Origin of the sequence: Asaia krungthepensis NRIC 0535, from assembly GCF_025995175.1 — a bacterium.
Taxonomy (GTDB): domain Bacteria; phylum Pseudomonadota; class Alphaproteobacteria; order Acetobacterales; family Acetobacteraceae; genus Asaia; species Asaia krungthepensis.
Window position 1 is genome coordinate 101,106 of record NZ_BAPV01000012.1, and the last position, 21,939, is coordinate 123,044.

Sequence of the window (21,939 nt, forward strand, 5' to 3'; positions counted from 1 at the left end):
CGTTTCGGCCCTGCGAATCGTTAACGGATGCGACGATGGGTTATTGAGAATGACTCGCACTTGCAAGAGAGAAAAACTTCCTCTAAAGCTCCGCCGCATCGGGTGAGGGAATGACGCAACAGCTTCCCCTCGATCGGTTGAGAGAAAGGTCAGGGTTCATGAGCATCAGATTGTTCAGCCGACGCCAGTTCGGCTTGACGGCCTTTGCCACCGGGGTATCGGGCGCAGCAGCGCGTGGTGCCCGGGCAGGCGAAAAACGGCCGCTCACGATCGAGGATTGCCGTGGCCGCCGGGTCACTCTGGGCACGATGGACCGCATTGTCTCGATTGGGGGGACGATTACCGAAACGCTTTATGCGCTTGGGGCCTCAGGGCGCGTGGTCGGCGTCGATATCACCTCAACCTACCCGGTCGCCGCCCTGAGGGAGAAGAAATCGGTCGGCTATATGCGTCAGCTCTCCGCTGATGGGATATTGTCGCTCAAGCCTGATCTGGTTCTGGCGATGAATGACTCGGGACCACCAGCGGCGATCGACCAGATCATGAACGCGTCGATCCCAACGGTCATGATCGACGCAACCCCCTCACTCGACGGGGTACGCAAGCGTATCCTGACCTTGTCGAGCATCATTGGCGCGGGGGAGCAGGGCGCCTCGATGGTGGTGCGCTTCGATAATCAACTGCGGACGCTCAAGGCCTGGAAAGAACTGCATCCGCAGCAACCGCGTGTTCTGTTTGTGATGCGTGTGGTCAATGGCCGCCCCATGGCTGCGGGCACCGGAACGGCAGCCGATGCCATCATCGCGCTTGCAGGGGGCACGAATGCCGGAAGCGCCATGCAGGGGTACAAGGCACTTGAGCGTGAGGCATTGATCACGCTTCAGCCCGACGTGATCCTGATGATGAGTCAGGGCGGACAGGCCATGCGCGACGCATTGCTGGAAGATCCTGCCGTTCTGGCCACTCCGGCCGGCAGGAACAGGGCGGTTATCGACATGGAAGGTGAAAAGCTTCTTGGTTTCGGCCCGCGTACGGCTGAGGCCGCGCTGGAACTCGCGCAGCAGATCAACGGACATATGAAGCCCGCATGACGATACGCCGCCTTCCGGCGCTTCCGGCTCTCGTCCTGCTGGGGCTTGGTCTCGCTGCCAGTTTTCTGCTCGCTCTCGCCTCGGGAGCGACCGGTTTCGGGTTCGCGCCTTTCCGGGAGAGCGACCCCCAGATGGCGCGTATGATCATCATGGACATCCGTCTGCCCCGTGTGGTTCTGGCCCTGCTCGTCGGATCAGGGCTCGGTGCCGCAGGGGCTGTGATGCAGGGCCTGTTCCGCAACCCTCTGGCGGATCCGGGGCTGATCGGTGTGTCATCCGGGGCAGCATTGGGTGCCACACTGATGATCGTTCAGGGACCAATCTGGTTCGGCGCAGGCATCATCGCGCGCTGGGGCATCCCCGCAGGTGGGATGCTCGGTGCCTGCGCCCTGACGCTCGTCTTGCAGGCGATGTCCACGAGGCAGGGCGGATTATCGACCAACAGGCTCGTACTTGCGGGCGTGGCGCTTGGGGCCCTGGCCTCCGCCGCAACCGGCATTCTGCTTTATCGCGCCAATGACACCGCCCTGCGTGACCTGACCTTCTGGTCCATGGGAAGTCTGTCGGGTGCGCGCTGGCCGGAGATTGATATTCTGGCGCCCCTCATCCTCTTGGCGCTGCTCCTGTTGATGGCGCTCACTCGGCCACTCAACCTGCTTCTGGCTGGCGAGGAAAACGCCATGCTGATGGGATGTCGGGTGAGGGCCGTGAAGTATTTGAGCCTTTTTGCCGTGACGATGGCGGTTGGGCCGGCAGTGTCTTTTTCAGGGGTCATCGGCTTTGTCGGCGTCATCGTGCCGCATCTCGTCCGTCTTGTGTGCGGCCCCGATCACCGGTTTCTTATCCCGGGCAGCGCCTTGCTGGGCGCGATCCTGCTGGTGTTGTCCGATACGCTGGCGCGTGTGATCGCATCCCCCGCAGAGGTGCCTGTCGGGATCATTACCGCCGGACTTGGCGCTCCGGTCTTCATCTGGCTGCTGCTCCGGCTGAGGGACCAGGAGATTCCTGCGTGAGCCTTGAGCTGAAAAATGTCACGGTCATGCGTCAGGGCCGTCTGCTGCTGGACGATTTTTCCCTCTCGCTTTCTCCGGGAGAGATGGTTGCCGTGATCGGTCCGAATGGCGCGGGCAAGACGACACTCATGCGTGTGGCTGCCGGGCTGCTCACTCCCTGTATCGGTGAGGTGAGCCTCGATGGCCGTCCCTTGCAGGCGTTCACCCCGGCAGAACTCGCCAGATACCGTGCCATGCTGACGCAGGACCAGGGGATGGAAGCCCGTTTTTCTGTCGCCGAACTGGCGGGTTTCGGTGTAGCCGCGCGTGGGAGCGCGTCAGAACGCGCCCGGCTGAGCACGCTGATTGACTCGACGCTTGCCGAGGTCGGGCTCATGCACCTCGCCGGGCGCGATATTACGAGCCTGTCCGGCGGCGAGCGGCAGCGCGCACATCTGGCACGCGTGTTCGTCCAGCTTCGCTGGCATGGAGACAAGGGATACCTGTTGCTGGACGAACCGGTTTCGGCACAGGATATCGCCCGTCAGGGACAGGTTCTGTCCCTTGCGCGGGCGCATACGGGCAAGGGCGGATCATGGGGGTCGGGGGCATGTCTTGCCATCCTGCATGACCTGAACTGGGCAGCCGCCTTTGCCGATCGGGTTGTGGTGATCGACAAGGGGCGGCTCTATGCGGACGGCCCTGCGGACAGGGTCATCACCTCGACTATGCTTCGGGACGTATTCGGCCTGACCGATGTCGTTCTGGGGCGCCATGGCGAGACGGGGCGGCCTTTTCTTCTGCCGCATGATCTCGTTCTGCCCGGTTTGTCATGAAGAAATGAAGGTATCGTCGATGTATATCGCAATGAACAGGTTTCAGGTCCTCCCCGAGAGCGAAGAGGCATTCCGCCAGCGCTGGCTCGATCGCGAGGTGTTGCTGACAACCGTACCCGGCTTCGTCTCTTTCTCGCTCCTGCGCGGCCCGGTAAAGGATGACCATATCCTGTGGTCCTCGCACACGATCTGGAAATCACGGGAGGCGTTCAAGGACTGGACCCAGTCAGAGCAGTTCCGCAAGGCCCATGCCGGTGCGGGCGGTAACAAGCCCCTGACACTCGGACCGCCGGTATTCGAAGGCTTTGAGGTGGTTCAGCACATCGATAACTGAGTTACGCCCGCGGTTTCCAGGCTCGTTTCGCACGACGCCGTGGAAACCGCAGCGAGAGTCCCCCGGGCGAGGTGCCAGGGATGCGGCATTGGCATTGGCATTGGCATTCTATCGGCCAGAGCCGATCCTTCGAAGTAACTCCGCCGCTGACCTCCCAGGTGGGGTCAGATTTTGGTCAGAATCAGGTCGAAGATACGCTCTACCGTGGCGTGGCGTACGGCTTCGCGGTCTCCGGCGAAATGAGCGGTTTCGAGCACCGGATTATGCGTGCCGTGCATCAGACACAGACAAACCGTGCCAACGGGTTTATCTGCCGTTCCGCCCCCGGGCCCGGCAATGCCGGTAACTGCAACGGCGATGGTTGCCTCCTCCGCACAGCCCAGGGCCCCCATGGCCATTTCAGTCGCTGTTGCCTCACTGACCGCCCCATGACGCTCGAGCGTTGACGCCGATACACCCAGCGTCGCTATTTTCATCGCGTTCGAATAGGTCACGACGCCTCCCTCGATCACATCTGATGACCCGGCAAGCGCGGTGAGGGTGGCAGCAATGAGACCGCCCGTGCAGCTCTCTGCTGTGACCAGTTTCTCCCCCCGGCCGCGCAGCCATGAAAGAACCTGCGACGCCTTGTCGATCAGATCCGGGGTCATGAGGGTGTTGTCAGCCATGGTTGCCGGCCTCCAGGACGCGATAAAGGGCCATGTTTTCCTCCACGCGCTGAATATAGGAGCGAGTCTCCTCATAGGGCAGGCTCTCGATCCAGTCGATGAGGCCGTCCTGTGTCAGGGGTTGCGGCAAGGGCAGGCTTGCCAGCCACTGATCGGTGCGATGGGGTCCCGCATTATAGGCAGACAGGACAAGTGGCACGACGTTGTCAAACCGAGCCAGAAGCTGTGCCAGATAGGTACGACCGAGGGTGAGGTTCGTTGCCGGATCGCGCAGACCGCTGGCGCTGGTATCCAGCCCTGCCAGGCCGCCGCGACGTGCCACGTCCTTTGCCGTGCCGGTCTGGAGCTGCATCAGGCCGATCGCCTTGGCCGGGCTGACCACATGCGCATCGAAGCTGCTCTCCTGCCGCGCTACACCCAGCGCAAGGCCGCGCGGCAGGGCATCGCCCTCCGCCTGCGCGGCGTCAAGCACCGGCCAGCCTTCAGGATAGAGTGCGGAGCCGAGACGGCCGGTGCGGCGCGCCGCGAAAACGGCAGGCTCAAAGGAATCGATTGAGAGGGCAAAGCGCGCGAGAGCGGCCTGACCCGGCGCATCCTGGACCTGACTGTAGCCCAGCATCAGGAATTCGCGGGCGTGGTCGTCATCGCCACGCTCATGCAGCAGGCGTGCTGCCTCGACCAGATCGGCGCGCGAGACGGGTCCCGATGAAAGAGAGGGCAGGGTCCTGAGCGCGTTGTCGAGGCCGGGAACATCGCCACCATCGGGCAGGAGTGTATCTTCCCGTCCCGCCAGAGCTGCCAGCGCAAGCTGACCGTAATAGGTGGTGGGCATCGCCGCCGCCTGACGATACGCATTGCTGGCCTGTGCCGTGTTGCCCTCTGCAGCATAGGTGCGGCCAAGCCAGTACCAGCCCCGGCTTCTGGTGATGAGGCTGCTTTGCTTTGTGAGAGGCGCGAAGGCCTCGCGGGCCTGGGAGGGTTTTTTGAGGAAGCGCAGGTCGATCCAGCCACGCAGGAAACGGGCCTCGAGGCCCGCAGTGACAGCAGGCCCAAGCGTCACATCGTCCGCCAGATCGCGGGCTTCGGGAACCGAACCCTGCATCAGCAGGGCACGGGCCAGACCAAGCCGTTCCGTCGTCCATTCCGGCGAGGGGGTATTTTTTTGCACCGCATAGCCGCTGGAGCGCCAGAGTGCATAGGCGCCCGCGAGATCACCCGAACGCCGCATCTGTCGCAGCCGGGCGAGAAGTATCTGCGGGTCTGACTGAAGTGAAGGAGGCAGTGAGACGAACTGAACCTCGGCATCCGGCGCGTTGGAGGCGAGAGCGATGAGGGTACTCGCCCGCGCCTGTCTGTCAGGGGCCAGCAGGGCTATCTGCCTGTTTGCCGCCGAGAATTGCCTTGTGCGCAGTTGGCGCTGGAAGCGGGCCCAGTGGTCATCCTGTGTGAGTGATGCACTGTATTCCGCAAGGATCAGGCTCAGGTCCGTCTCGCGATCGGCGCCATTGCGCCAGATACGCCTCGCCTGGCTGGCGGCGTCCGGGAGGAGGGTTGCACACCGTATGAATGCCTGAACATTCGTGAGGGGCTCGCGCGGGCAGAGCTGCGGCAGCTCCGCGTCGCTCGCACGCGTGGCGAGTGCGGCCTGATAGCGTGCCATCATGGTGCCACGTTCAGGCCAGACCGGCGTGATGTCCAGGAAATCGGCATAGGCGCGCGCCGAAGGGGGTGTGCTGGCCTGTACCAGCGCGAGCCACATGTCGAGTCTGGTCGCGACATTGTCGATGCGCGTCGGGACCGCCGGGGCAGGGGCGTCCTGAGTGGTCTCGGCGGAAATCAGAGTCTCGCTTGCCGGGACGGCATTTTCTGGTTCCTGCGCCTGGGACGAACAACCGCCGAGGAGAAGGAAGGTGCCAGCCAGGAGGAGAGACTTAACCCGCGACATGATGGACCACCTCGATACTTCCCTTGTAGATCAGTTCGCACGCAACGAACGCGACGATTGCCAGGCCGAACCACGCGATCCAGCGATAGCGTTCGAGCAGCCGTGCAACGAGTGTTGCCGCCACCCCCATCAGCACGACCGAAAAAGCGAGACCAGTCACAAGCACGTATGGGTGGCCCAGCGAGGCACCGGCTACTGCCAGGACATTATCGAGACTCATGGAGAGATCGGCGAGGATGATGCGGAAAATGGCCTGGCCGAGTGTGCCCGATTTCGCCTCTCCCTCGGCCACCTCCGGGTGACGCATCTCCTGATACATTTTCCAGCACACCCAGAGCAGGAGCAGCCCGCCTGCAAGGGTGAGACCGATCACGGCCAGAAGTTTCGATGCGACAAGCGCAAGCACGATCCGCATGAGCGCCGCGCTTGCTACGCCGACGATGATCGCCTTGCGTCTCTGGGCTGCAGGCAGACCGCGGACGACCATGCCGATCACCACCGCATTGTCTCCGGCGAGGGTGATATCGATCATGACAACCTGGGCGAGCGCGATCAGGGCATGCCAGGTGAGATCAGGCGCCACATCATCCTCCAATTCGATAGATCGGCGAAAGCCTAGAGAAAGCCTCGGGGCAGCGCAATTGAGCGGGATGACAAGGACGGTATTCGCGCGCGCCGAGTTGAGGTAAGAGGAGCGCAATTCGTGTCCCAGAGATTCCAGGAGCCAAGCCATGGTACCTCGCTACAGCCGCCCCGAAATGACCGCCATCTGGTCACCCACCAATCGCTACCGTATCTGGTTCGAAATCGAGGCTCTGGCCTGCGAGGCGATGGCCGAACTGGGCGACATGCCGAAAGAGGCGGCTGCAGTCATCCGTGAGCGCGGCGATGCCGCCATGGCGGCTTTCTCGGACGCCGATGTCGCGCGGATTGACGAGATCGAGGCCGTGACCCGTCACGATGTGATCGCGTTTCTGACTTGGCTGGCCGAGAAGATCGGTCCCGAGAGCCGTTTCGTGCATCTGGGCATGACCTCCTCCGACGTGCTCGACACGTGTTTCTCGGTGCAGCTCGTGCAGGCGACCGATCTTCTGCTGAAAGATATCGATGCGGTTCTGGCTGCATTGAAGAAGCAGGCTTTCGCGCACAAGAATACGGTCACGATCGGGCGCTCGCACGCCATTCACGCCGAGCCCACGAGCTTTGGTCTCAAGATCGCCGGACATTATGCCGAGTTCGCGCGCAACCGCGAGCGTCTGCTCGTGGCCCGCAAGGAGATCGCGATCTGTGCCATTTCGGGTGCGGTCGGCACCTATGCGCATATCGACCCGCGCGTGGAGGAATTCGTTGCGGCTCGTCTGGGGCTGGCGGCCGAGGACGTTTCAACCCAGGTCATTCCCCGTGACCGTCATGCCGCGTTCTTCTGCGCCCTGGGCGTGATCGCCAGCGGTATCGAGCGTCTGGCTGTTGAGGTGCGTCATCTGCAGCGTTCGGAAGTGCGCGAGGCAGAGGAATTCTTCCATCCGGGCCAGAAGGGCAGCTCGGCCATGCCGCACAAGCGCAACCCGGTGCTCTCCGAGAACCTGACGGGTCTGGCGCGTCTGGTGCGGTCGCATGTCGTACCGGCACTTGAGAACGTTGCTCTGTGGCATGAGCGCGATATCAGCCACTCCTCCGTCGAACGGAATATCGGTCCGGATGCGACGGTAGGGCTCGATTTTGCCCTGATGCGTCTGGCCGGGATGATGGACAAGCTCGTGGTCTATCCGGAGCGCATGATGGCCAATCTCGAATCGCTGGGTGGCGTGGTCCATTCCGGGGAGGTGCTGCTCGCCCTCGCGCGCTCGGGCATCTCGCGGGAGGACGCCTATCGCATCGTTCAGCGTAACGCGATGGAGACGTGGACGAAGCTGGGCGCGCCCGATGGTCGCAGCTTCCGTGAGAATCTGGAGCAGGACCCGGAGGTTGCCGGTCGCGTGGACTCGACGGTGCTGGATGAGGCCATGGACAGCACACGACATCTTGTTGCGGTAGACCGCATCTATGACAAGATTTTTGGTTAACTTCCCACATTGTGTGTTGACCTTGTGGGGGCATAGTGTGGAAGTAACGTGTTTGTAATCTCAAGCACGTTCACCTGGATCAGGACGAAAGCTCACCAATGGCTTCCACACCGCGCCCGCGAGGGCATGCACTCACTAACTTTATCGCCGTGATTGCGGCGACCGGTGGTCTCCTTTTCGGTTATGACACCGGCATCATCTCGGCGGCGCTGCTTCAGCTCACCCCCCAGTTCCAGCTGACCACGGAAAGCGCCGAGATCGTGACCTCGGCCGTCATCCTCGGCGCCCTTATCGGGTGCATCAGTGCCGCGCCGCTCTCTGATAAGCTTGGTCGCCGCCGCACGATCATTGCGGCGGCCACGCTGTTCCTGATCGGCACCGTGATTGTCACCTTTGCGCATTCTGTTGCCGTCCTGACTTTCGCCCGCCTGATCCTCGGTCTGGCAATTGGCGCGTCTTCACAGATCGTACCGATCTATATTGCCGAGATCGCCCCTCCCGAGCGTCGCGGCTCGCTCGTGGTCGCGTTCCAGTTCGCCATTGCTTTCGGCCAGCTGATCTCGTTCATCACCGGCTATGTCCTGCAGGATTACTCCTGGCGTCTGATGTTCGGTCTGGGTGTGATCCCGGCCGTGATCCTGTTTGTCGGTATGCTGTTCCTGCCTAACAGCCCGCGCTGGCTGGCCATGCAGGGCGAATTCGAACGCGCGCGTCAGGTTCTGCGCAGCGTGCGTCGTACGGATGCCGAAGCCGATCGCGAATTGCAGGAAATCCAGGACCAGCATGACGAGAAGGCGCCGCTTTCCGAAGTGTTCAAGCCCTGGGTCCGCCCGGCTACCATCGCCGCCGTTGGTATCGCTCTTCTCTGCCAGCTCACGGGTATCAACGCCGTGATGTATTATGCGCCGACCATCTTCGCCGATGCCGGATTCGGCCAGTCTTCCGCGCTGCTGACCTCGGTTGCTGTCGGCGTGTCCATGGTTGGTACGGTGGCGTTCGGTGGCTGGGCAGTCGATGCCTGGGGCCGTCGCACCCTGATGCTTCGCCTGATCCCGGGGGCCGTTGTGTCTCTCGTCCTGCTTGGCTTCATGTTCTTCACCGGCCAGACTCATGGCTGGGGCGCTTTCGTGACCGCTGCTGCCGTCGTCGGCTACGTCGTGTTCAACGTGGGCAGTCTCTCGGTGGCCATCTGGCTCGTGGGAGCAGAAGTGTTTCCGCTTTCCTGCCGTGGCACGGGCATGAGCCTTGTCGCAGCCAGCCATTGGGGCGCTGATCTGATCATCTCGCTCACCACGCTCAGCATGGTGAAGGCGCTGGGTGCAGGCGGCACGTTCTGGCTGTTTGCAGCCGTGAACGCTGTCTCCTTCTTCTTCGTGCTGCGCTATGTGCCCGAAACGCGCGGTCGCTCGCTCGAGGAACTCGAGGCTTCCCTGCGCAACGGCACTTTCGCACCGGTTGCCCATGAAAAGGCTGCCGCCGCACAGTAAGCTCCGGCGCATCTCCCGGTCGTAAAGACCGGGACGATCATGGGTATGAACGGCGTTGCTCCGCTGCTATATGCGGGACAACGCCGTTCACCGTTTTTGAAAGATCGTCATGGCACGCCGTCGTCAGCTCTATGAAGGAAAAGCCAAGATCCTGTTCGAGGGGCCCGAGCCCGGCACGCTCGTGCAGTATTTCAAGGATGACGCCTCCGCCGGCAATGGCGTGAAGAAGGGCATCATCACCGGCAAGGGCGTGCTGAACAATCGGATCAGCGAGCACCTGATGCTCCGGCTGCATGAAATTGGCATTCCGACGCATTTCGTTCGCCGCCTCAACATGCGCGAGCAGCTGATCCGCGAAGTCGAGATCATCCCCCTCGAAGTGGTGGTCCGCAATGTTGCAGCGGGCTCGATCGCCAAGCGTCTTGGCCTCGCGGAAGGGACGCGTCTGCCCCGCTCCATTCTTGAATATTACTACAAGAACGATGCGCTGAACGACCCCATGGTGTCGGAAGAGCATGTCACGGCATTCGGTTGGGCCAATGCCCAGGATCTCGATGAGATCAATGCCTACGCCCTGCGCACCAATGATTTTCTCACCGGTATGTTTCAGGGGATCGGCATCCAGCTTGTCGATTTCAAGCTGGAATTCGGCCGTCTGTGGGAAAATGACGAGATGCGTATCGTTCTCGCCGATGAAATCTCTCCCGATAATTGCCGCCTGTGGGACACCAAGACGAGCGAGAAGCTCGACAAGGACCGTTTCCGCCGGGATATGGGCCGTGTCGAGGAAGCGTATCAGGAAGTCGCCCGCCGCCTTGGAATTCTGCCTGAGGCAGGCAATGGCGATCTCAAAGGACCGGAGGTCATGCAATGAAAATTCGCGTCAATGTCATGCTGAAGGAAGGCGTGCTCGATCCCCAGGGCAAGGCCATCGGTCACGCCCTTGAGGTGCTGGGCTTTGCCAATGTCGGTGAAGTGCGCGTGGGCAAGACCATGGAGCTCGAGATCGCGACTGACGACCGCGAAAAGGCTCTCGCCCAGGGTGAGGCCATGGCGCGTGAACTCCTCGCCAATCTCGTGATCGAGGATTTTGCCGTCGAGGTCGTTGGATGATCCGCAAGCTGGCTCTTCTGGCGGTAGTCGCTCTTGCGCTGCCCGTGGGCGGTCTGGCCGGTACGGCTCAGGCCGATGAGCATCGCCTCTCTTCCATGCAGGCGGGTCGTTTCGGCGCCATCTGCTCCAAGCCGCAGGGCAAGGCCGTGTGCGACGCCTATATCGCGGGCATGGCCGATTCAGGGGCGTTATCTGCCCTGAACGCCAAAAGCTCTGGCGATGGCGCGGCCGTTGTCGGGTTCTGCGTGCCGGATGCCGAAACGACGGATGCCATACGTGGCAAGGTCCTGTCCTGGCTGAAAAGCCATCAGGACGTGCTGAAATTCCCGGTTGGCAAATCCGTATTCGCTGCTCTGCACGAGGCCTATCCGTGTTCGGGCCAGGGAGGAAAGCCATGAAGGCCGGTATCGTCGTTTTCCCCGGCACGAACCGTGAGCGCGACATGGAGCAGGCGCTCCGTCTCGTCAGCGGCAAGGCGCCCACCATGCTCTGGCATCGTGACACCAGCCTGCCTGATCTCGATCTGATCGTCCTGCCAGGCGGGTTCAGCTTCGGCGATTATCTGCGTTCGGGCGCCATGGGCGCGCACTCGCCCATCCTGCGTGAGGTTCGTGCCTTCGCCGAACGGGGCGGGTATGTGCTGGGCGTTTGCAACGGCTTCCAGATCCTGACCGAAGCCCAGCTTCTGCCCGGAGCGCTGTTGCGCAATGCCGGGATGCGGTTTCTCTCGCAGGACGGGTTCCTGCGTGTTGAAACGCAGGATACGGCTTTCACGCGCGACTGGGCGAAGGGCGATGTGTTCCGTGCGCCTCTCGCTCATGGCGATGGCAATTACACGGCTTCCGAAGCCGAACTTGACCGCCTTGAGGGCGAGGACCGCGTGGCCTTCCGCTATGTCTGTGCGCAAGGCACGCTCGATGCCGCCAATCGCTTGAGCAATCCCAATGGCAGCCAGCGCTCGATCGCGGGCATCCTGAGCGCCAATAAGCGCGTCTGCGGTCTGATGCCCCATCCTGAAAACCTGGTCGATCCCGATCTTGGCGCGACAGATGGCGTGCCGCTGTTCTCGGGTCTGGTGAAGAGTCTCGTCGCATGAGCATGATCGTCAACGCTGAACTCGCCGCCCGCTTCGGTCTCTCCGCTGAGGAATACCAGAAGGTTCTGGACATCATGGGCCGCGTGCCGAGCCTGACAGAGCTCGGCATCTTCTCGGTCATGTGGTCCGAGCATTGTTCCTACAAATCCTCACGCGTGCATCTCAAGACCCTGCCGACGACGGCTCCCTGGGTGATCCATGGTCCGGGTGAGAATGCCGGTGTGGTCGATATCGGTGACGGGCTCGCCGCCGTCTTCAAGATGGAGAGCCATAATCATCCTTCCTTCATCGAGCCCTATCAGGGTGCGGCGACAGGTGTGGGCGGCATCCTGCGTGATGTCTTCACCATGGGTGCGCGCCCCGTCGCCAACCTGAACGCGTTGCGCTTCGGCGATCCGTCTCTTCCGGTGACGCAGCGTGTGATCGATGGCGTCGTCCGCGGGATTGGTGGCTATGGCAATTGCGTGGGCGTGCCCACGGTCGGTGGCGAAATCAATTTCCATCCGGCCTATAATGGCAACCCGCTCGTCAACGCCATGACGGTGGGCATCGCCCGTCAGGATCGCATCTTCCTCTCGGCCGCTGCCGGGATCGGGAATCCGGTGGTCTATGTCGGCTCCAAGACCGGGCGTGATGGCATCCATGGTGCCACCATGTCGTCGGCGGAATTCGATGAACACGCGGCCTCGAAGCGCCCGACAGTGCAGGTGGGCGACCCGTTCACCGAGAAGCTGCTGATCGAGGCATGCCTCGAACTGATGGCGACCGACGCGATTGTGGCTATTCAGGACATGGGCGCAGCCGGTCTGACCTCCTCTGCCGTTGAAATGGCAGGCAAGGGCGGGGTGGGTATCGAGCTCGATCTGGACAAGGTGCCGCAGCGCGAAACCGGCATGACGGCCTATGAGATGATGCTGTCCGAGAGCCAGGAGCGTATGCTCATGGTGCTCAAGCCCGAACGCACCGACGTGGCCCGTGCCATTTTCGAGAAGTGGGACCTCGATTTCGCGATCGTGGGCGTGCTGACCGACACGGCGCATATTACGGTCAAGCATCTTGGCAAGACGGAAGCCGATATCCCGCTGGCGCCGCTCGCTGATGAGGCGCCTCTCTATCACCGCCCGATGACCCATGCAGAAAAGCCGGGTCGTCTGGGTACGGTGGCCGATCCCGCGGGGGTGGAACACGCCCTGCTGACCCTGCTGGCCTGCCCGGATCTCGCCTCGCGCGCCTGGGTGTGGAACCAGTATGACAGCGGTGTGGGGGGCCAGACCGCACGCCGTCCTGGCGCAGCTGACGCCGCCATCGTGCGCGTTGAGGGCACGAAGCGCGGTCTTGCCATGACCACGGATTGTACCCCGCGCTATTGTCAGGCCGATCCTCATGCAGGTGGCGCTCAGGCGGTCGCGGAAGCATGGCGCAATATCACGGCAACAGGTGCCCTGCCTCTGGCCGTGACGGATAACCTGAATTTCGGCAATCCCGAGAAGCCGGAAATCATGGGTCAGTTTGCCGATGCCATCAAGGGCATGGGCGAAGCCTGCCGTGCGCTCGACTTCCCGGTCGTGAGCGGCAATGTCTCGCTCTATAACCAGACGAGCCATCCGAGTGGTCTGTCGCAGCCGATCCTGCCGACCCCCGCCATTGGCGCGATCGGTGTGATCGACGATGTAAGCAAGGCCATCGGTCTTGGCATGCCCGAGCACTGCGAGCTTGTGCTGATCGGTGAAATCCGCGGCGAACTCGGTCAGTCGCTCTGGTTGCGCGAGATCTGTCACCGCGAAGACGGCGCCCCGCCCGTCATCGATCTTCATGCTGAGCGCCGCAACGGCGACTTCGTACGCAAGATGATCGGGGAAGGGCGCGTCGAGGCCTGTCACGACATCGCCGATGGGGGCTTGCTGGTTACTGTTGCAGAGATGGTCATGGCCAGTGGCGTAGGGTGTCATCTTGACAAGCCACATTATGGCACGAGCCTGCACGCCTTCTATTTCGGTGAGGATCAGGCCTGCTACGTGATTGCCACCAAGCACGCTGCGGCCCTGATCGATGCGGCAGAGAAGGCCCATGTTCCTGTGCGCCATCTGGGTCGCACGGGGGGTGATGCTCTGGTTCTGACCGATGGTATGTCGCTCTCGGCCGAGCGTATGCGCAAGGTCAATGCCGAGTTCTTCCCCAAGCTGATGGAGCGCTGACCCATGCCGATGAGTGCTGAGGAAATCGAGCGTACGATCAAGGCTGCCCTGCCTGACGCCAAGATTGAGATCCATGATCTCGCCGGGGATGGCGATCATTATGCTGCCACCGTGACCAGCTCCGCTTTTGCGGGGCTGCCACGGGTGCGCCAGCACAAGCTGGTTTATGACGCCTTTGGGGGGCGTATGGGTACGGAGCTGCATGCGCTGGCTCTGAAGACCCAGACACCCTGAGGCGCTGACTACGCCCGTATATTAACCCCCTGACAATAGAGACCGGTTGGGTCTATAATCTCACGACGATAGACCCAGCGCGTTTTGCGCACAGGAGAGACCCATGGCTGAAGCCGTTTTCCAGCAGATCCAGCAGCTGATCGATTCCAACCCCGTCATGCTTTTCATGAAGGGTGACAAGCTGTTCCCGCAATGCGGATTCTCGGCACGCGTTGTGCAGATCCTCGGCCATATGGGCGTGGATTTTGAGACCGCCAATGTTCTGGCCAGCGCTGAAATGCGTCAGGGCATCAAGGATTTCTCGCAGTGGCCGACGGTTCCGCAGCTCTACGTCAAGGGCGAGTTCATCGGTGGCTGTGACATCGTGACGGACATGTTCCAGAGCGGCGAACTGGAGTCTCTTTTCGAAGAGAAGAACATCGCCAAGAAAGTGGCGTGATCCTGCCTTGATTAGGCCATAAATTCTGCATTCTGCCATGGTTTTGACCCAAACTGTGGCAGAACTGCAACGCGCTCCGATGGAGTGAAAATTATCTCCAAACGCCCCTTGTTGCTCCTTATTTCTCCCGCATAACCTGTCCCTAGGTCATTCAAAGGGAAGTAAAAATGCGGCGTCTCTCGGTTCTCAAGCTTGCCACTTCAGTCATCGCCGCAGGAGCTGCTTTCGCTTCGCACGGTGCAAGTGCAAGAGAGATCACCGATTGGGAAGCGTCCAAGCTGACGCTCGACGCCCTGACCGCCACCCCGGTCTATCACCGCCCCGCCGCTTCCCATTCTCATCACAGCGTCACTGTTCATCAGGTCGCATCGCACCGCAGCGTCGGTCAGTCGCGTAGTGCCCTGGTTCACACGGTTGTTTATCATGCCAAGGCGCCGGCGAGCGCCAAGAGCCATCACGCCCGTCGCCACGGTTGATTTCCCTTTCCCTGATATAGCGGTTCGAGGCGCTTCCCGCAGCGCCTGACGTCTTCATATGCGTTAAGGTCGTGCCCCGCGCTTCTGAGCAGAGGCGAGTCTTTGCCCCTTGGAAGTGGGGCCTCGTGGGGTGGCTGGTGCCTCTATAAGAATGAGCGGACGTTTCGTGACGCTCCCAGTCAGGCACGATCAATGACTCTTCCCCTGCGGAAACGATCAATACGTCGAAAACGCCTGCTGAGTGACCCCCATGCTCTGTGGCCTCAGCCGATCAATTTTGCGGCCAGGTCATGGCTGGGACGATACCACGCCCCGCGTTTGCATTTTGGATGGACTGGTGCGTTCTCAGCGTTCCTCAGAACGCACGCAAGACGTCCTTGCGCCATTCCAGTTTCCCCTGCTCGTCACGCATGATCAGATCGATCCGCATAGCCTCTCTGTGCCATTCGGGGCGTGTGTGGATCAGAAAATCAGCTGCCTGCAGAACCCTACGCTGCTGTGCAGGGGCCAGAGCAAATGCCGCTTCCGTAAGGGATCTGCGCTGCTTGACCTCGACGAAGATCAGCGTGGTGGGGGAGGCGGCTACCACATCAATCTCCCCAAGGGGCGTCCGGCAGCGTCTGGCCATAATGCTGAAGCCATGCTGCGCGATGAGCGCACAGGCATGACTTTCCGCTTCCTTACCCGCCGCATGAGCGGCACTTCCGCGCATATGGCGGGTAGAAGTCACAGCTTTGAGTTCAGAAGCCGCGCCGCCTCAACCGCGAAATAGGTGAGGATGCCATTACATCCGGCCCGTCGGAACGCCAGCAGGCTCTCCAGAATGGCACGGTCGCGGTCGAGCCAGCCATTCTGGATGGCCGCCATCATCATCGCGTATTCGCCTGAGACCTGGTAGGCGAATGTCGGCACTGCAAAATTGTCACGGACGCGCCTGATGATATCGAGATAGGGCATTCCTGGCTTGACCATCACCATGTCGGCGCCTTCCTGCAGGTCCTGGGCGACCTCACGCAGGGCTTCGTCGCTATTGGCAGGGTCCATCTGATAAGTCTTCTTGTCGCCTTTCAGGAGCCCTCCGGAGCCGAGCGCATCCCTGAACGGCCCATAAAAAGCAGAGGCATATTTTGCAGCGTAGGACATGATGCGCACATGTTCATGGCCCGCCTTGTCCAGCGCCGTGCGGATTGCGCCGATACGTCCGTCCATCATGTCTGACGGGGCGATGATGTCGATCCCGGCCGCGGCCTGGTTGAGCGCCTGCAATGCCAGTATCTCTACCGACGCGTCATTGACCACATACCCGTTCTCGATAAGGCCGTCATGGCCGTGATCGGTGTAGGGGTCCAGGGCTACGTCTCCCACCAGACCAAGGTCGGGGAAGAGACGTTTGATCTCCCGTGCCGCCCGACACATCAGGTTGTCCGGATTTGTGGCCTCGCGACCTGTGGCATCGCGTATATCGGTGGGGGTGATCGGAAAGAGGGCGATCGCGGGAATGCCCAATCCGACAGCTTCGCTCAGATGCGCCTCGAGCAGATCGACGCTGACGCGCGCGACGCCGGGCATGGAAGCCACCTCACTGCGCTGGTTCTGGCCGTCACAGACAAAGATCGGCCAGATCAGGTTGTCGGTGGTCAGCGTGGTCTCAGCCACCAGGCGACGCGTGAAGCCGTCGAAACGGTTGCGACGCGGCCTCGTTGTTGGGAATGCCCCGGTGATCATCATCACATCTCCTTCGAGGTGAGTTTGCTCTTCTTGATCCCATAGGCGGCGTAAACAAACAGCCCCGCGCCCAGCCAGAGAACCAGCCGCAGCCAGGTCAGTCCGTCAAGGGACAGCATGACGGCTGCACAGCTCAGAATGCCGCATATCGGCATTACCAGCCCGCCCGGCGCCTTGAAAATGCGCGGCCGCTCCGGTTCGCGCACACGCAGGATGAGCACGCCCACACAGACCAGCACGAAGGCAAGGAGCGTGCCGATCGAGGTCATGTTGCCGAGCACGGAGATCGGAACGAGCCCCGCAAGCAAACATGTCACCACCAGAAAGATAAGGTGGGAGACGGCAGGCGCTCGGGTACGCGGGCTGAGTCTGCCAAAAATGGCAGGAAGAAGCCCGTCATGGGACATGGCGTAGAATACGCGCACCTGCCCCATGAGGAGCCCCATCAATACGGAAATATAGCCGAACAGGATGCTGAATTTGAGCGCGCCCTGAAGCCAGAACAGATGGGTCACGTCGATGGCGGTTGCGACCGGGCTGCCGTCATTCTCCATCTGACGGTAATCGACCACACCGGTCAGAACCAGAGCGAAGGCGATATAGATGACCGTGCAGATCGCCAGACTGCCCAGAATGCCCACCGGCATTGTGCGACCCGGATTTCGGGCTTCCTGCGCCGTCGTGGCAATGATGTCGAAGCCGAGATAGGCGAAAAAGATCATGCCTGCCGCGCGCATGATGCCGGACACGCCGAAATGTCCGAACTCGCCGGTATTGGGCGGGATGAACGGCGCATAATGGGCGCTCTGGATATAGGGTGTGCAGAACACAACGAACGCCCCGACGACGGCCAGCTTGAGCACGACCACCACCGCGTTGATACGCGTCGATTCCGTGATGCCGCGTAGCAGCATGAGCACGATGACAACCAGCGCTGCCATGGCGGGGAGATTGATCCATCCATGGGCCGAGCTGCCATCGGGAAGGGTGACCATGGTCATCGGTGAGGCCATCCAGCGTGGGTCGGGGTGGAGGTTCCATTGGCCCAGTATGGACGCCAGATAGCTCGACCAGCTCGAGGCTACGGCTGCCGCACCCACAGTATATTCGAGGACGAGATCCCAGCCGATGATCCAGGCGACCAGTTCACCAAGTGTTGCATAGGCGTAGGAATAGGCTGAGCCCGCCGCGGGGATCATGCTCGCCAGCTCGGCATAACAGAATGCCGCAAAGCCGCAGGCAATGGCCGCCACGATGAAGGCGAGGATGACGGCTGGCCCCGCATTATGGGCTGCCGCAATACCGGTCAGCGAGAAAAGCCCCGCGCCCACGGTTGTTCCGACCCCGAGAGCAATCAGCGAAAACGGCCCGATGACACGATGAAGCCCGTGTTCAGCATGTTCGTCAGGGGCAATATCGATCGGTTTACGCCGCCACAGGGCAGCGAGGGGCTCGGCCATTCAGTCTTCCTCTAAAACGTCTCGCCCGCGCTAAACGGGTTGGCGGCGGGGGGAAATCTGGGATATTGGCGTTCGTGATACGCCATTTTGTGCGTCTGTGCGCCCCCTCTGGGAGAGAAAAGAATGAGCCCTCGCGAGAACATGTCCGCCCAGCACGATTTCTTTCACCGCGGCCTCAACGAAGCCGACCCTGAGGTGGCCGCCATTCTCAACGCCGAACTCGTACGTCAGCAGGACGGGATCGAACTGATCGCGTCCGAGAACATCACGTCTTTTGCCGTGCTCGAGGCACAAGGCTCGGTCCTGACGAACAAATACGCCGAAGGACTCCCCGGCAAGCGCTATTACGGCGGCTGTGTGGACGTGGACCGCGTTGAGAATCTGGCCATTGAGCGCATCAAGGCGCTGTTCGGCGTCGAATTTGCCAATGTGCAGCCCCATTCCGGCGCGAATGCCAATCAGGCCGCCTTCATGGCCCTTGGCAAGCCGGGCGATACCGTGCTGGGCATGAGCCTTGCTGCCGGTGGTCACCTGACCCATGGCGCGGCGCCCAACTATTCCGGCAAATGGTTCAACGCCGTACAGTACGGGGTACGCGCCGAGGATGGTACGCTCGACTACGAGGAAATGGAGCGTCTCGCGCGCGAGCACAAGCCGACCATTATCGTGGCCGGTGGTTCTGCTTACCCGCGCCATATCGATTTCGCACGCTTCCGTCGCATCGCCGATGAGGTTGGCGCTTATCTCATGGTAGATATGGCGCATTTCGCAGGGCTGGTCGCAGCCGGTCTTTTCCCGAGCCCAGTCCCCCACGCCCATATCGTGACCAGCACTACGCACAAGACCCTGCGCGGCCCGCGCGGTGGTATCGTTCTGACCAATGATGCCGAGATCGCCAAGAAGGTGAACTCAGCCGTGTTCCCCGGTCTGCAGGGCGGCCCGCTGATGCACGTCATCGCGGGCAAGGCGGTTGCTTTTGGTGAAGCCCAGGGCGAGAAGTTCAAGGCCTATCAGGGCGCTGTCGCAGAGAACGCCCGCGTGCTCGCCGAAGAACTTGTCGCGCGTGGTTTCGACATCGTCACCGGGGGAACCGATTGCCACCTGGTGTTGGTCGATCTGCGCCCCAAGAAAGTCACAGGGAAGATTGCCGAGGCCGCTCTTGAGCGTGCTGGCATCACGGCCAACAAGAACGCTATTCCCTTCGATCCGGAAAAGCCTTTCGTGACGTCCGGCATCCGTCTGGGCAGTCCGGCCGCCACCTCGCGCGGTTTCGGCGTCGAGGAATTCCGCATCATTGCCCGTATGATCGATGAGGTGCTCAGCGCCTATGGCACTTCAGAGCAGGACGCGGTCGAGCAGCGCGTGCATGAGGAAGTGAAAACGCTCTGCCGCCGCTTCCCCATTTATGACGTTGCGTATCCCGGCGCCTGAATTAAGCCATATCCGAGCTAAGCCTTACTGTAATGGTCCGGCTTCGGTGTTCGCCTCGGTGGGGTTCTCCCTGCCGGGGCTTTTTTCTGCCTTCTCCATCGCTAAATCCGCTCCCGGACCAGTAGTGTTCAAAGGCGCCGGGCGAGCCTCACGGCAAGCTGGCCGCGTCTCACGCACAGATTGGGCATGATCAGCACACAGTGATCATAGGGTGTGCAGATCTCGTCATCACCATCCGTGGCGATGAGCGTTCCCGCTTTTTCAATCACGCTGCCCCCCTGATAAGCTTCGATGAAGGCGAAACTGGCGCTGCGTGCGACAACGTTGTCGGTCACCATGGCCTGCCTGGGCGCGGTGCCTGTTTCCCCGCGCATCCCCCAGTGAACGAAGCCGGCATTTTCAACGAAGTGACGAATGACCCTTGCGCTGATCTCCACGGTTTCCGGGCGCCAATGCTGTCCCGCCTCCAATAGCACGCTTCGCCCGGGAGAGGCCGCCGAGAGGAAATGCTCATGCTCGATAAGTCGGGAGCCCCCCACATGACCCAGATCGGTCAGGGTCAGGAAGGGCGTATCCGCCTGGGAGGAGAGCCGTCCCGCGAGAGCGATCGAGCGCTCTGTCTGGGGAGAGATGAAGAGCGGGGTCGACTCCCAGAGCATGGAATGCAGATCGAGCAACATGTCGCTGCGCCGGATAACCGGCAGAATCTCGATGGCGCGTTCCATCTCGACCGAGCCTGGGGCGTGGGCGAGGCGGTCGTTGGACCAGACACGGTTCAGATCTTCGCCGATGAATCGCGAGGCTGTCGGGTTGGCGGGGTCGAAGCGTTCGAATGCTGCCATATTGGCAAAGATGACCCGCAACACACCGCAGATCGGCCTGATGTCCTCGCGCAGGAGCCGATCGGCCGCGACGGCGCCCGCAAACTCATTGCCATGGGTCAACGCGACGACGGTGATCTCGGGGCCTGGATGACCGCTGTCACGCTCGATCACACCAGGGATACCGTTATTCCCGCTTCGCCAGGGTGACAGATCCGGCTTGTCGATCAGAACCGGGAAACTGGGAAGGCGTCGCGGCAAAGCGAGGGTAGGGAGCAGACGCTGGCGTTTCCTGCGCACTGGGTGATGGTCGCGCGGTGAAGCACCACAGCTCATGGGGCGAGACAAACCTGCCGTACCAGCCGCGCGATCATGGCTTCGCATCGTGCCAGTTGATCGCGTTCGATCCATTCATCGGGCTTGTGCGCCTGAGCGATATCGCCGGGTCCGCAGACGATCGTGTCGAGCCCCGCCTGCTGATAAATGCCTGCTTCGGTCCCGTAGGAGACATATCCTGCTGTGTTGCGCCCCGTGATCTGCTGCAGCAGGGAGACGAGCGGTGCGGTGGGGGGCAGGTCGAGGGGAGGGAGATCGACAAGTGCCGTATAGGTCAGGCCGCATTCTTCGCCAACCTGGCGGAGCGCCGCATCGATCGGTGCCAGCCGCTCGCGCAGACGCTCGAAAATCGCTTCGTTGGTGTCGCCGGGAACGGCGCGCCACTCCAGTTCGAAGCTCGCCTGTTCCGGCACGATGTTGAGTATGCTCCCGCCACGGGCAAGGCCAACCTGCATGGTCGTATGGCTGGGCTCGAAGCCGGTCACATAGGGCCCCTCCCGTTCGAAGGAGTCTGCTATATCCGCAATTTCCACGATGGCCCGTCCCATGGCATGGAGGGCATTGGCCCCCAATCCCGGCTGTGACGAGTGCGCAGGGCGCCCTCGCACATCGACGCGTATGGTGAAGCGCCCCTTATGGGCTATGATCGGCGCGAGCATGGTTGGTTCGCCAATCACGCAGAGATCGGGCATCAACCCACGCGAGCGCACGTCCTCGATAAGATATCGTGCGCCGTTACAGGTGATCTCCTCATCGAAGGTGAAGAACAGATGGACCGGCCGCCTGAGCTCCTGTGCACGGAGCGAAGGGATCGCAGCGAGCATTGCCGCCACGAAGCCTTTCATGTCGACCGCGCCACGCCCGTAAAGCCGTCCGCCCTCTTCGGTCAGGATGAACGGGTCACGTGACCAGGCCTGGCCGTCTACCGGGACACAGTCCACATGACCCGAGAGCGCCAATCCACCTGCGACTTGGGGGCCGAGAATGGCATGGATGTTCCACTTCCCGTCTTCGGGGCCGCGATTACGGATGTAGGCCACGCCGAGATCATCCAGATATGAGGCGATCCAGTCGATGAGCGGCGCATTCGGGAGGCGGCTTGTCGTATCGAACGCGACAAGCTTGTGCAGAATCGCGACGATATCCGTTGTTTCAGCCAGAGGAGAGCTCATAACGAAGAGTTTAGCTCCCCCGCAG

At 61.6% G+C, this 21,939-nt stretch carries 23 protein-coding genes; 15 read left to right on the forward strand and 8 right to left on the reverse strand.

All coding sequences use genetic code 11. From position 1 onward, the window contains the following. Positions 1 to 158: 158 nt before the first annotated feature. Genes AA0535_RS08175 through AA0535_RS08190 form a run of 4 tightly spaced genes read left to right on the forward strand, consistent with a single transcriptional unit; the run spans position 159 to position 3,253 of the window. Positions 159 to 1,091: a heme/hemin ABC transporter substrate-binding protein gene (locus AA0535_RS08175; protein ID WP_264815470.1), complete on the forward strand. Its 933-nt coding sequence runs from the start codon at positions 159 to 161 to the stop codon at positions 1,089 to 1,091. Then, complete coding sequence (locus AA0535_RS08180; RefSeq protein ID WP_264815471.1) at positions 1,088 to 2,104, forward strand: FecCD family ABC transporter permease; 1,017 nt, start codon at positions 1,088 to 1,090, stop codon at positions 2,102 to 2,104. Before AA0535_RS08175 ends, AA0535_RS08180 begins: the two co-directional genes overlap by 4 nt. Further along, the gene (locus tag AA0535_RS08185) at positions 2,101 to 2,919 is read left to right on the forward strand and encodes an ATP-binding cassette domain-containing protein (RefSeq protein ID WP_264815472.1); all 819 of its coding nucleotides are present in this window, start codon (positions 2,101 to 2,103) and stop codon (positions 2,917 to 2,919) included. Before AA0535_RS08180 ends, AA0535_RS08185 begins: the two co-directional genes overlap by 4 nt. Before the next feature lie 19 nt (positions 2,920 to 2,938). Beyond that, positions 2,939 to 3,253 carry an antibiotic biosynthesis monooxygenase family protein gene (locus tag AA0535_RS08190; RefSeq protein ID WP_264815473.1) on the forward strand — a complete coding sequence of 105 codons (315 nt, stop codon included), beginning with the start codon at positions 2,939 to 2,941 and terminating at the stop codon, positions 3,251 to 3,253. Between the two features lie 164 nt (positions 3,254 to 3,417). Here AA0535_RS08190 and AA0535_RS08195 read toward each other — a convergent pair whose 3' ends face one another. The 3 genes from AA0535_RS08195 to AA0535_RS08205 are packed head-to-tail and all read right to left on the reverse strand — an operon-like array spanning position 3,418 to position 6,449. After that, the gene (locus AA0535_RS08195; protein ID WP_264815474.1) at positions 3,418 to 3,921 is read right to left on the reverse strand and encodes a CinA family protein; all 504 of its coding nucleotides are present in this window, start codon (positions 3,919 to 3,921) and stop codon (positions 3,418 to 3,420) included. Further along, entirely contained in the window at positions 3,914 to 5,866 is a 1,953-nt protein-coding gene (locus AA0535_RS08200; protein ID WP_264815475.1) for a lytic transglycosylase domain-containing protein, read from the reverse strand. The genes AA0535_RS08195 and AA0535_RS08200 overlap by 8 nt, the downstream gene beginning before the upstream one ends. After that, positions 5,853 to 6,449, reverse strand: coding sequence for a TerC family protein (locus AA0535_RS08205; RefSeq protein WP_264815588.1), 597 nt, complete (start codon positions 6,447 to 6,449; stop codon positions 5,853 to 5,855). The genes AA0535_RS08200 and AA0535_RS08205 overlap by 14 nt, the downstream gene beginning before the upstream one ends. Before the next feature lie 148 nt (positions 6,450 to 6,597). Here AA0535_RS08205 and purB point away from each other — a divergent pair, with 148 nt between their 5' ends. The 10 genes from purB (at position 6,598) to AA0535_RS08255 (ending at position 14,969) form a co-directional block, all read left to right on the forward strand. Next, positions 6,598 to 7,929: an adenylosuccinate lyase gene (gene purB / locus AA0535_RS08210; RefSeq protein ID WP_264815476.1), complete on the forward strand. Its 1,332-nt coding sequence runs from the start codon at positions 6,598 to 6,600 to the stop codon at positions 7,927 to 7,929. A gap of 98 nt (positions 7,930 to 8,027) precedes the next feature. Next, a complete protein-coding gene (locus AA0535_RS08215) occupies positions 8,028 to 9,416 on the forward strand; it encodes a sugar porter family MFS transporter (protein WP_264815477.1) in 1,389 nt (462 codons plus the stop codon). A gap of 109 nt (positions 9,417 to 9,525) precedes the next feature. After that, positions 9,526 to 10,290: a phosphoribosylaminoimidazolesuccinocarboxamide synthase gene (purC, locus tag AA0535_RS08220; RefSeq protein ID WP_025886165.1), complete on the forward strand. Its 765-nt coding sequence runs from the start codon at positions 9,526 to 9,528 to the stop codon at positions 10,288 to 10,290. Beyond that, positions 10,287 to 10,529 (forward strand): phosphoribosylformylglycinamidine synthase subunit PurS, encoded by a 243-nt coding sequence (purS, locus tag AA0535_RS08225; protein WP_127101953.1) that lies wholly within the window; start codon positions 10,287 to 10,289, stop codon positions 10,527 to 10,529. The genes purC and purS overlap by 4 nt, the downstream gene beginning before the upstream one ends. After that, the gene (locus AA0535_RS08230; RefSeq protein ID WP_264815479.1) at positions 10,526 to 10,927 is read left to right on the forward strand and encodes a Rap1a/Tai family immunity protein; all 402 of its coding nucleotides are present in this window, start codon (positions 10,526 to 10,528) and stop codon (positions 10,925 to 10,927) included. The genes purS and AA0535_RS08230 overlap by 4 nt, the downstream gene beginning before the upstream one ends. Further along, positions 10,924 to 11,625 (forward strand): phosphoribosylformylglycinamidine synthase subunit PurQ, encoded by a 702-nt coding sequence (gene purQ / locus AA0535_RS08235; RefSeq protein WP_264815480.1) that lies wholly within the window; start codon positions 10,924 to 10,926, stop codon positions 11,623 to 11,625. The genes AA0535_RS08230 and purQ overlap by 4 nt, the downstream gene beginning before the upstream one ends. Continuing rightward, on the forward strand, positions 11,622 to 13,820 hold the full coding sequence (purL, locus tag AA0535_RS08240) for a phosphoribosylformylglycinamidine synthase subunit PurL (RefSeq protein ID WP_264815481.1): 2,199 nt from the start codon (positions 11,622 to 11,624) through the stop codon (positions 13,818 to 13,820). Before purQ ends, purL begins: the two co-directional genes overlap by 4 nt. A 3-nt stretch (positions 13,821 to 13,823) precedes the next feature. Further along, a complete protein-coding gene (locus AA0535_RS08245) occupies positions 13,824 to 14,054 on the forward strand; it encodes a BolA family protein (protein WP_264815482.1) in 231 nt (76 codons plus the stop codon). Positions 14,055 to 14,157: 103 nt separating this feature from the next. Then, positions 14,158 to 14,493 (forward strand): Grx4 family monothiol glutaredoxin, encoded by a 336-nt coding sequence (grxD, locus tag AA0535_RS08250; RefSeq protein WP_264815483.1) that lies wholly within the window; start codon positions 14,158 to 14,160, stop codon positions 14,491 to 14,493. 167 nt (positions 14,494 to 14,660) lie between these two features. Next, positions 14,661 to 14,969: a hypothetical protein gene (locus AA0535_RS08255; protein WP_264815485.1), complete on the forward strand. Its 309-nt coding sequence runs from the start codon at positions 14,661 to 14,663 to the stop codon at positions 14,967 to 14,969. A 355-nt stretch (positions 14,970 to 15,324) separates the two neighbouring features. Here the strand turns inward: AA0535_RS08255 and AA0535_RS08260 are convergent, their stop codons facing one another. Genes AA0535_RS08260 through AA0535_RS08270 form a run of 3 tightly spaced genes read right to left on the reverse strand, consistent with a single transcriptional unit; the run spans position 15,325 to position 18,154 of the window. Then, positions 15,325 to 15,699, reverse strand: coding sequence for a YraN family protein (locus AA0535_RS08260; RefSeq protein ID WP_264815486.1), 375 nt, complete (start codon positions 15,697 to 15,699; stop codon positions 15,325 to 15,327). Beyond that, a complete protein-coding gene (gene hemB, locus AA0535_RS08265; RefSeq protein WP_264815589.1) occupies positions 15,696 to 16,694 on the reverse strand; it encodes a porphobilinogen synthase in 999 nt (332 codons plus the stop codon). Before hemB ends, AA0535_RS08260 begins: the two co-directional genes overlap by 4 nt. Positions 16,695 to 16,696: 2 nt before the next feature. Continuing rightward, positions 16,697 to 18,154 carry an APC family permease gene (locus AA0535_RS08270; protein WP_264815487.1) on the reverse strand — a complete coding sequence of 486 codons (1,458 nt, stop codon included), beginning with the start codon at positions 18,152 to 18,154 and terminating at the stop codon, positions 16,697 to 16,699. A 123-nt stretch (positions 18,155 to 18,277) separates the two neighbouring features. Between AA0535_RS08270 and glyA the strand changes: the two genes are divergently transcribed. Continuing rightward, positions 18,278 to 19,585, forward strand: coding sequence for a serine hydroxymethyltransferase (glyA, locus tag AA0535_RS08275; protein WP_373319300.1), 1,308 nt, complete (start codon positions 18,278 to 18,280; stop codon positions 19,583 to 19,585). 128 nt (positions 19,586 to 19,713) lie between these two features. On the opposite strand, the gene AA0535_RS08280 is transcribed toward glyA, so the two are convergent. Continuing rightward, positions 19,714 to 20,742 (reverse strand): M14 family metallopeptidase, encoded by a 1,029-nt coding sequence (locus AA0535_RS08280; RefSeq protein ID WP_264815489.1) that lies wholly within the window; start codon positions 20,740 to 20,742, stop codon positions 19,714 to 19,716. Next, entirely contained in the window at positions 20,739 to 21,914 is a 1,176-nt protein-coding gene (gene argE, locus AA0535_RS08285; protein ID WP_264815490.1) for an acetylornithine deacetylase, read from the reverse strand. Before argE ends, AA0535_RS08280 begins: the two co-directional genes overlap by 4 nt. Between the last annotated feature and the right edge of the window lie 25 nt (positions 21,915 to 21,939).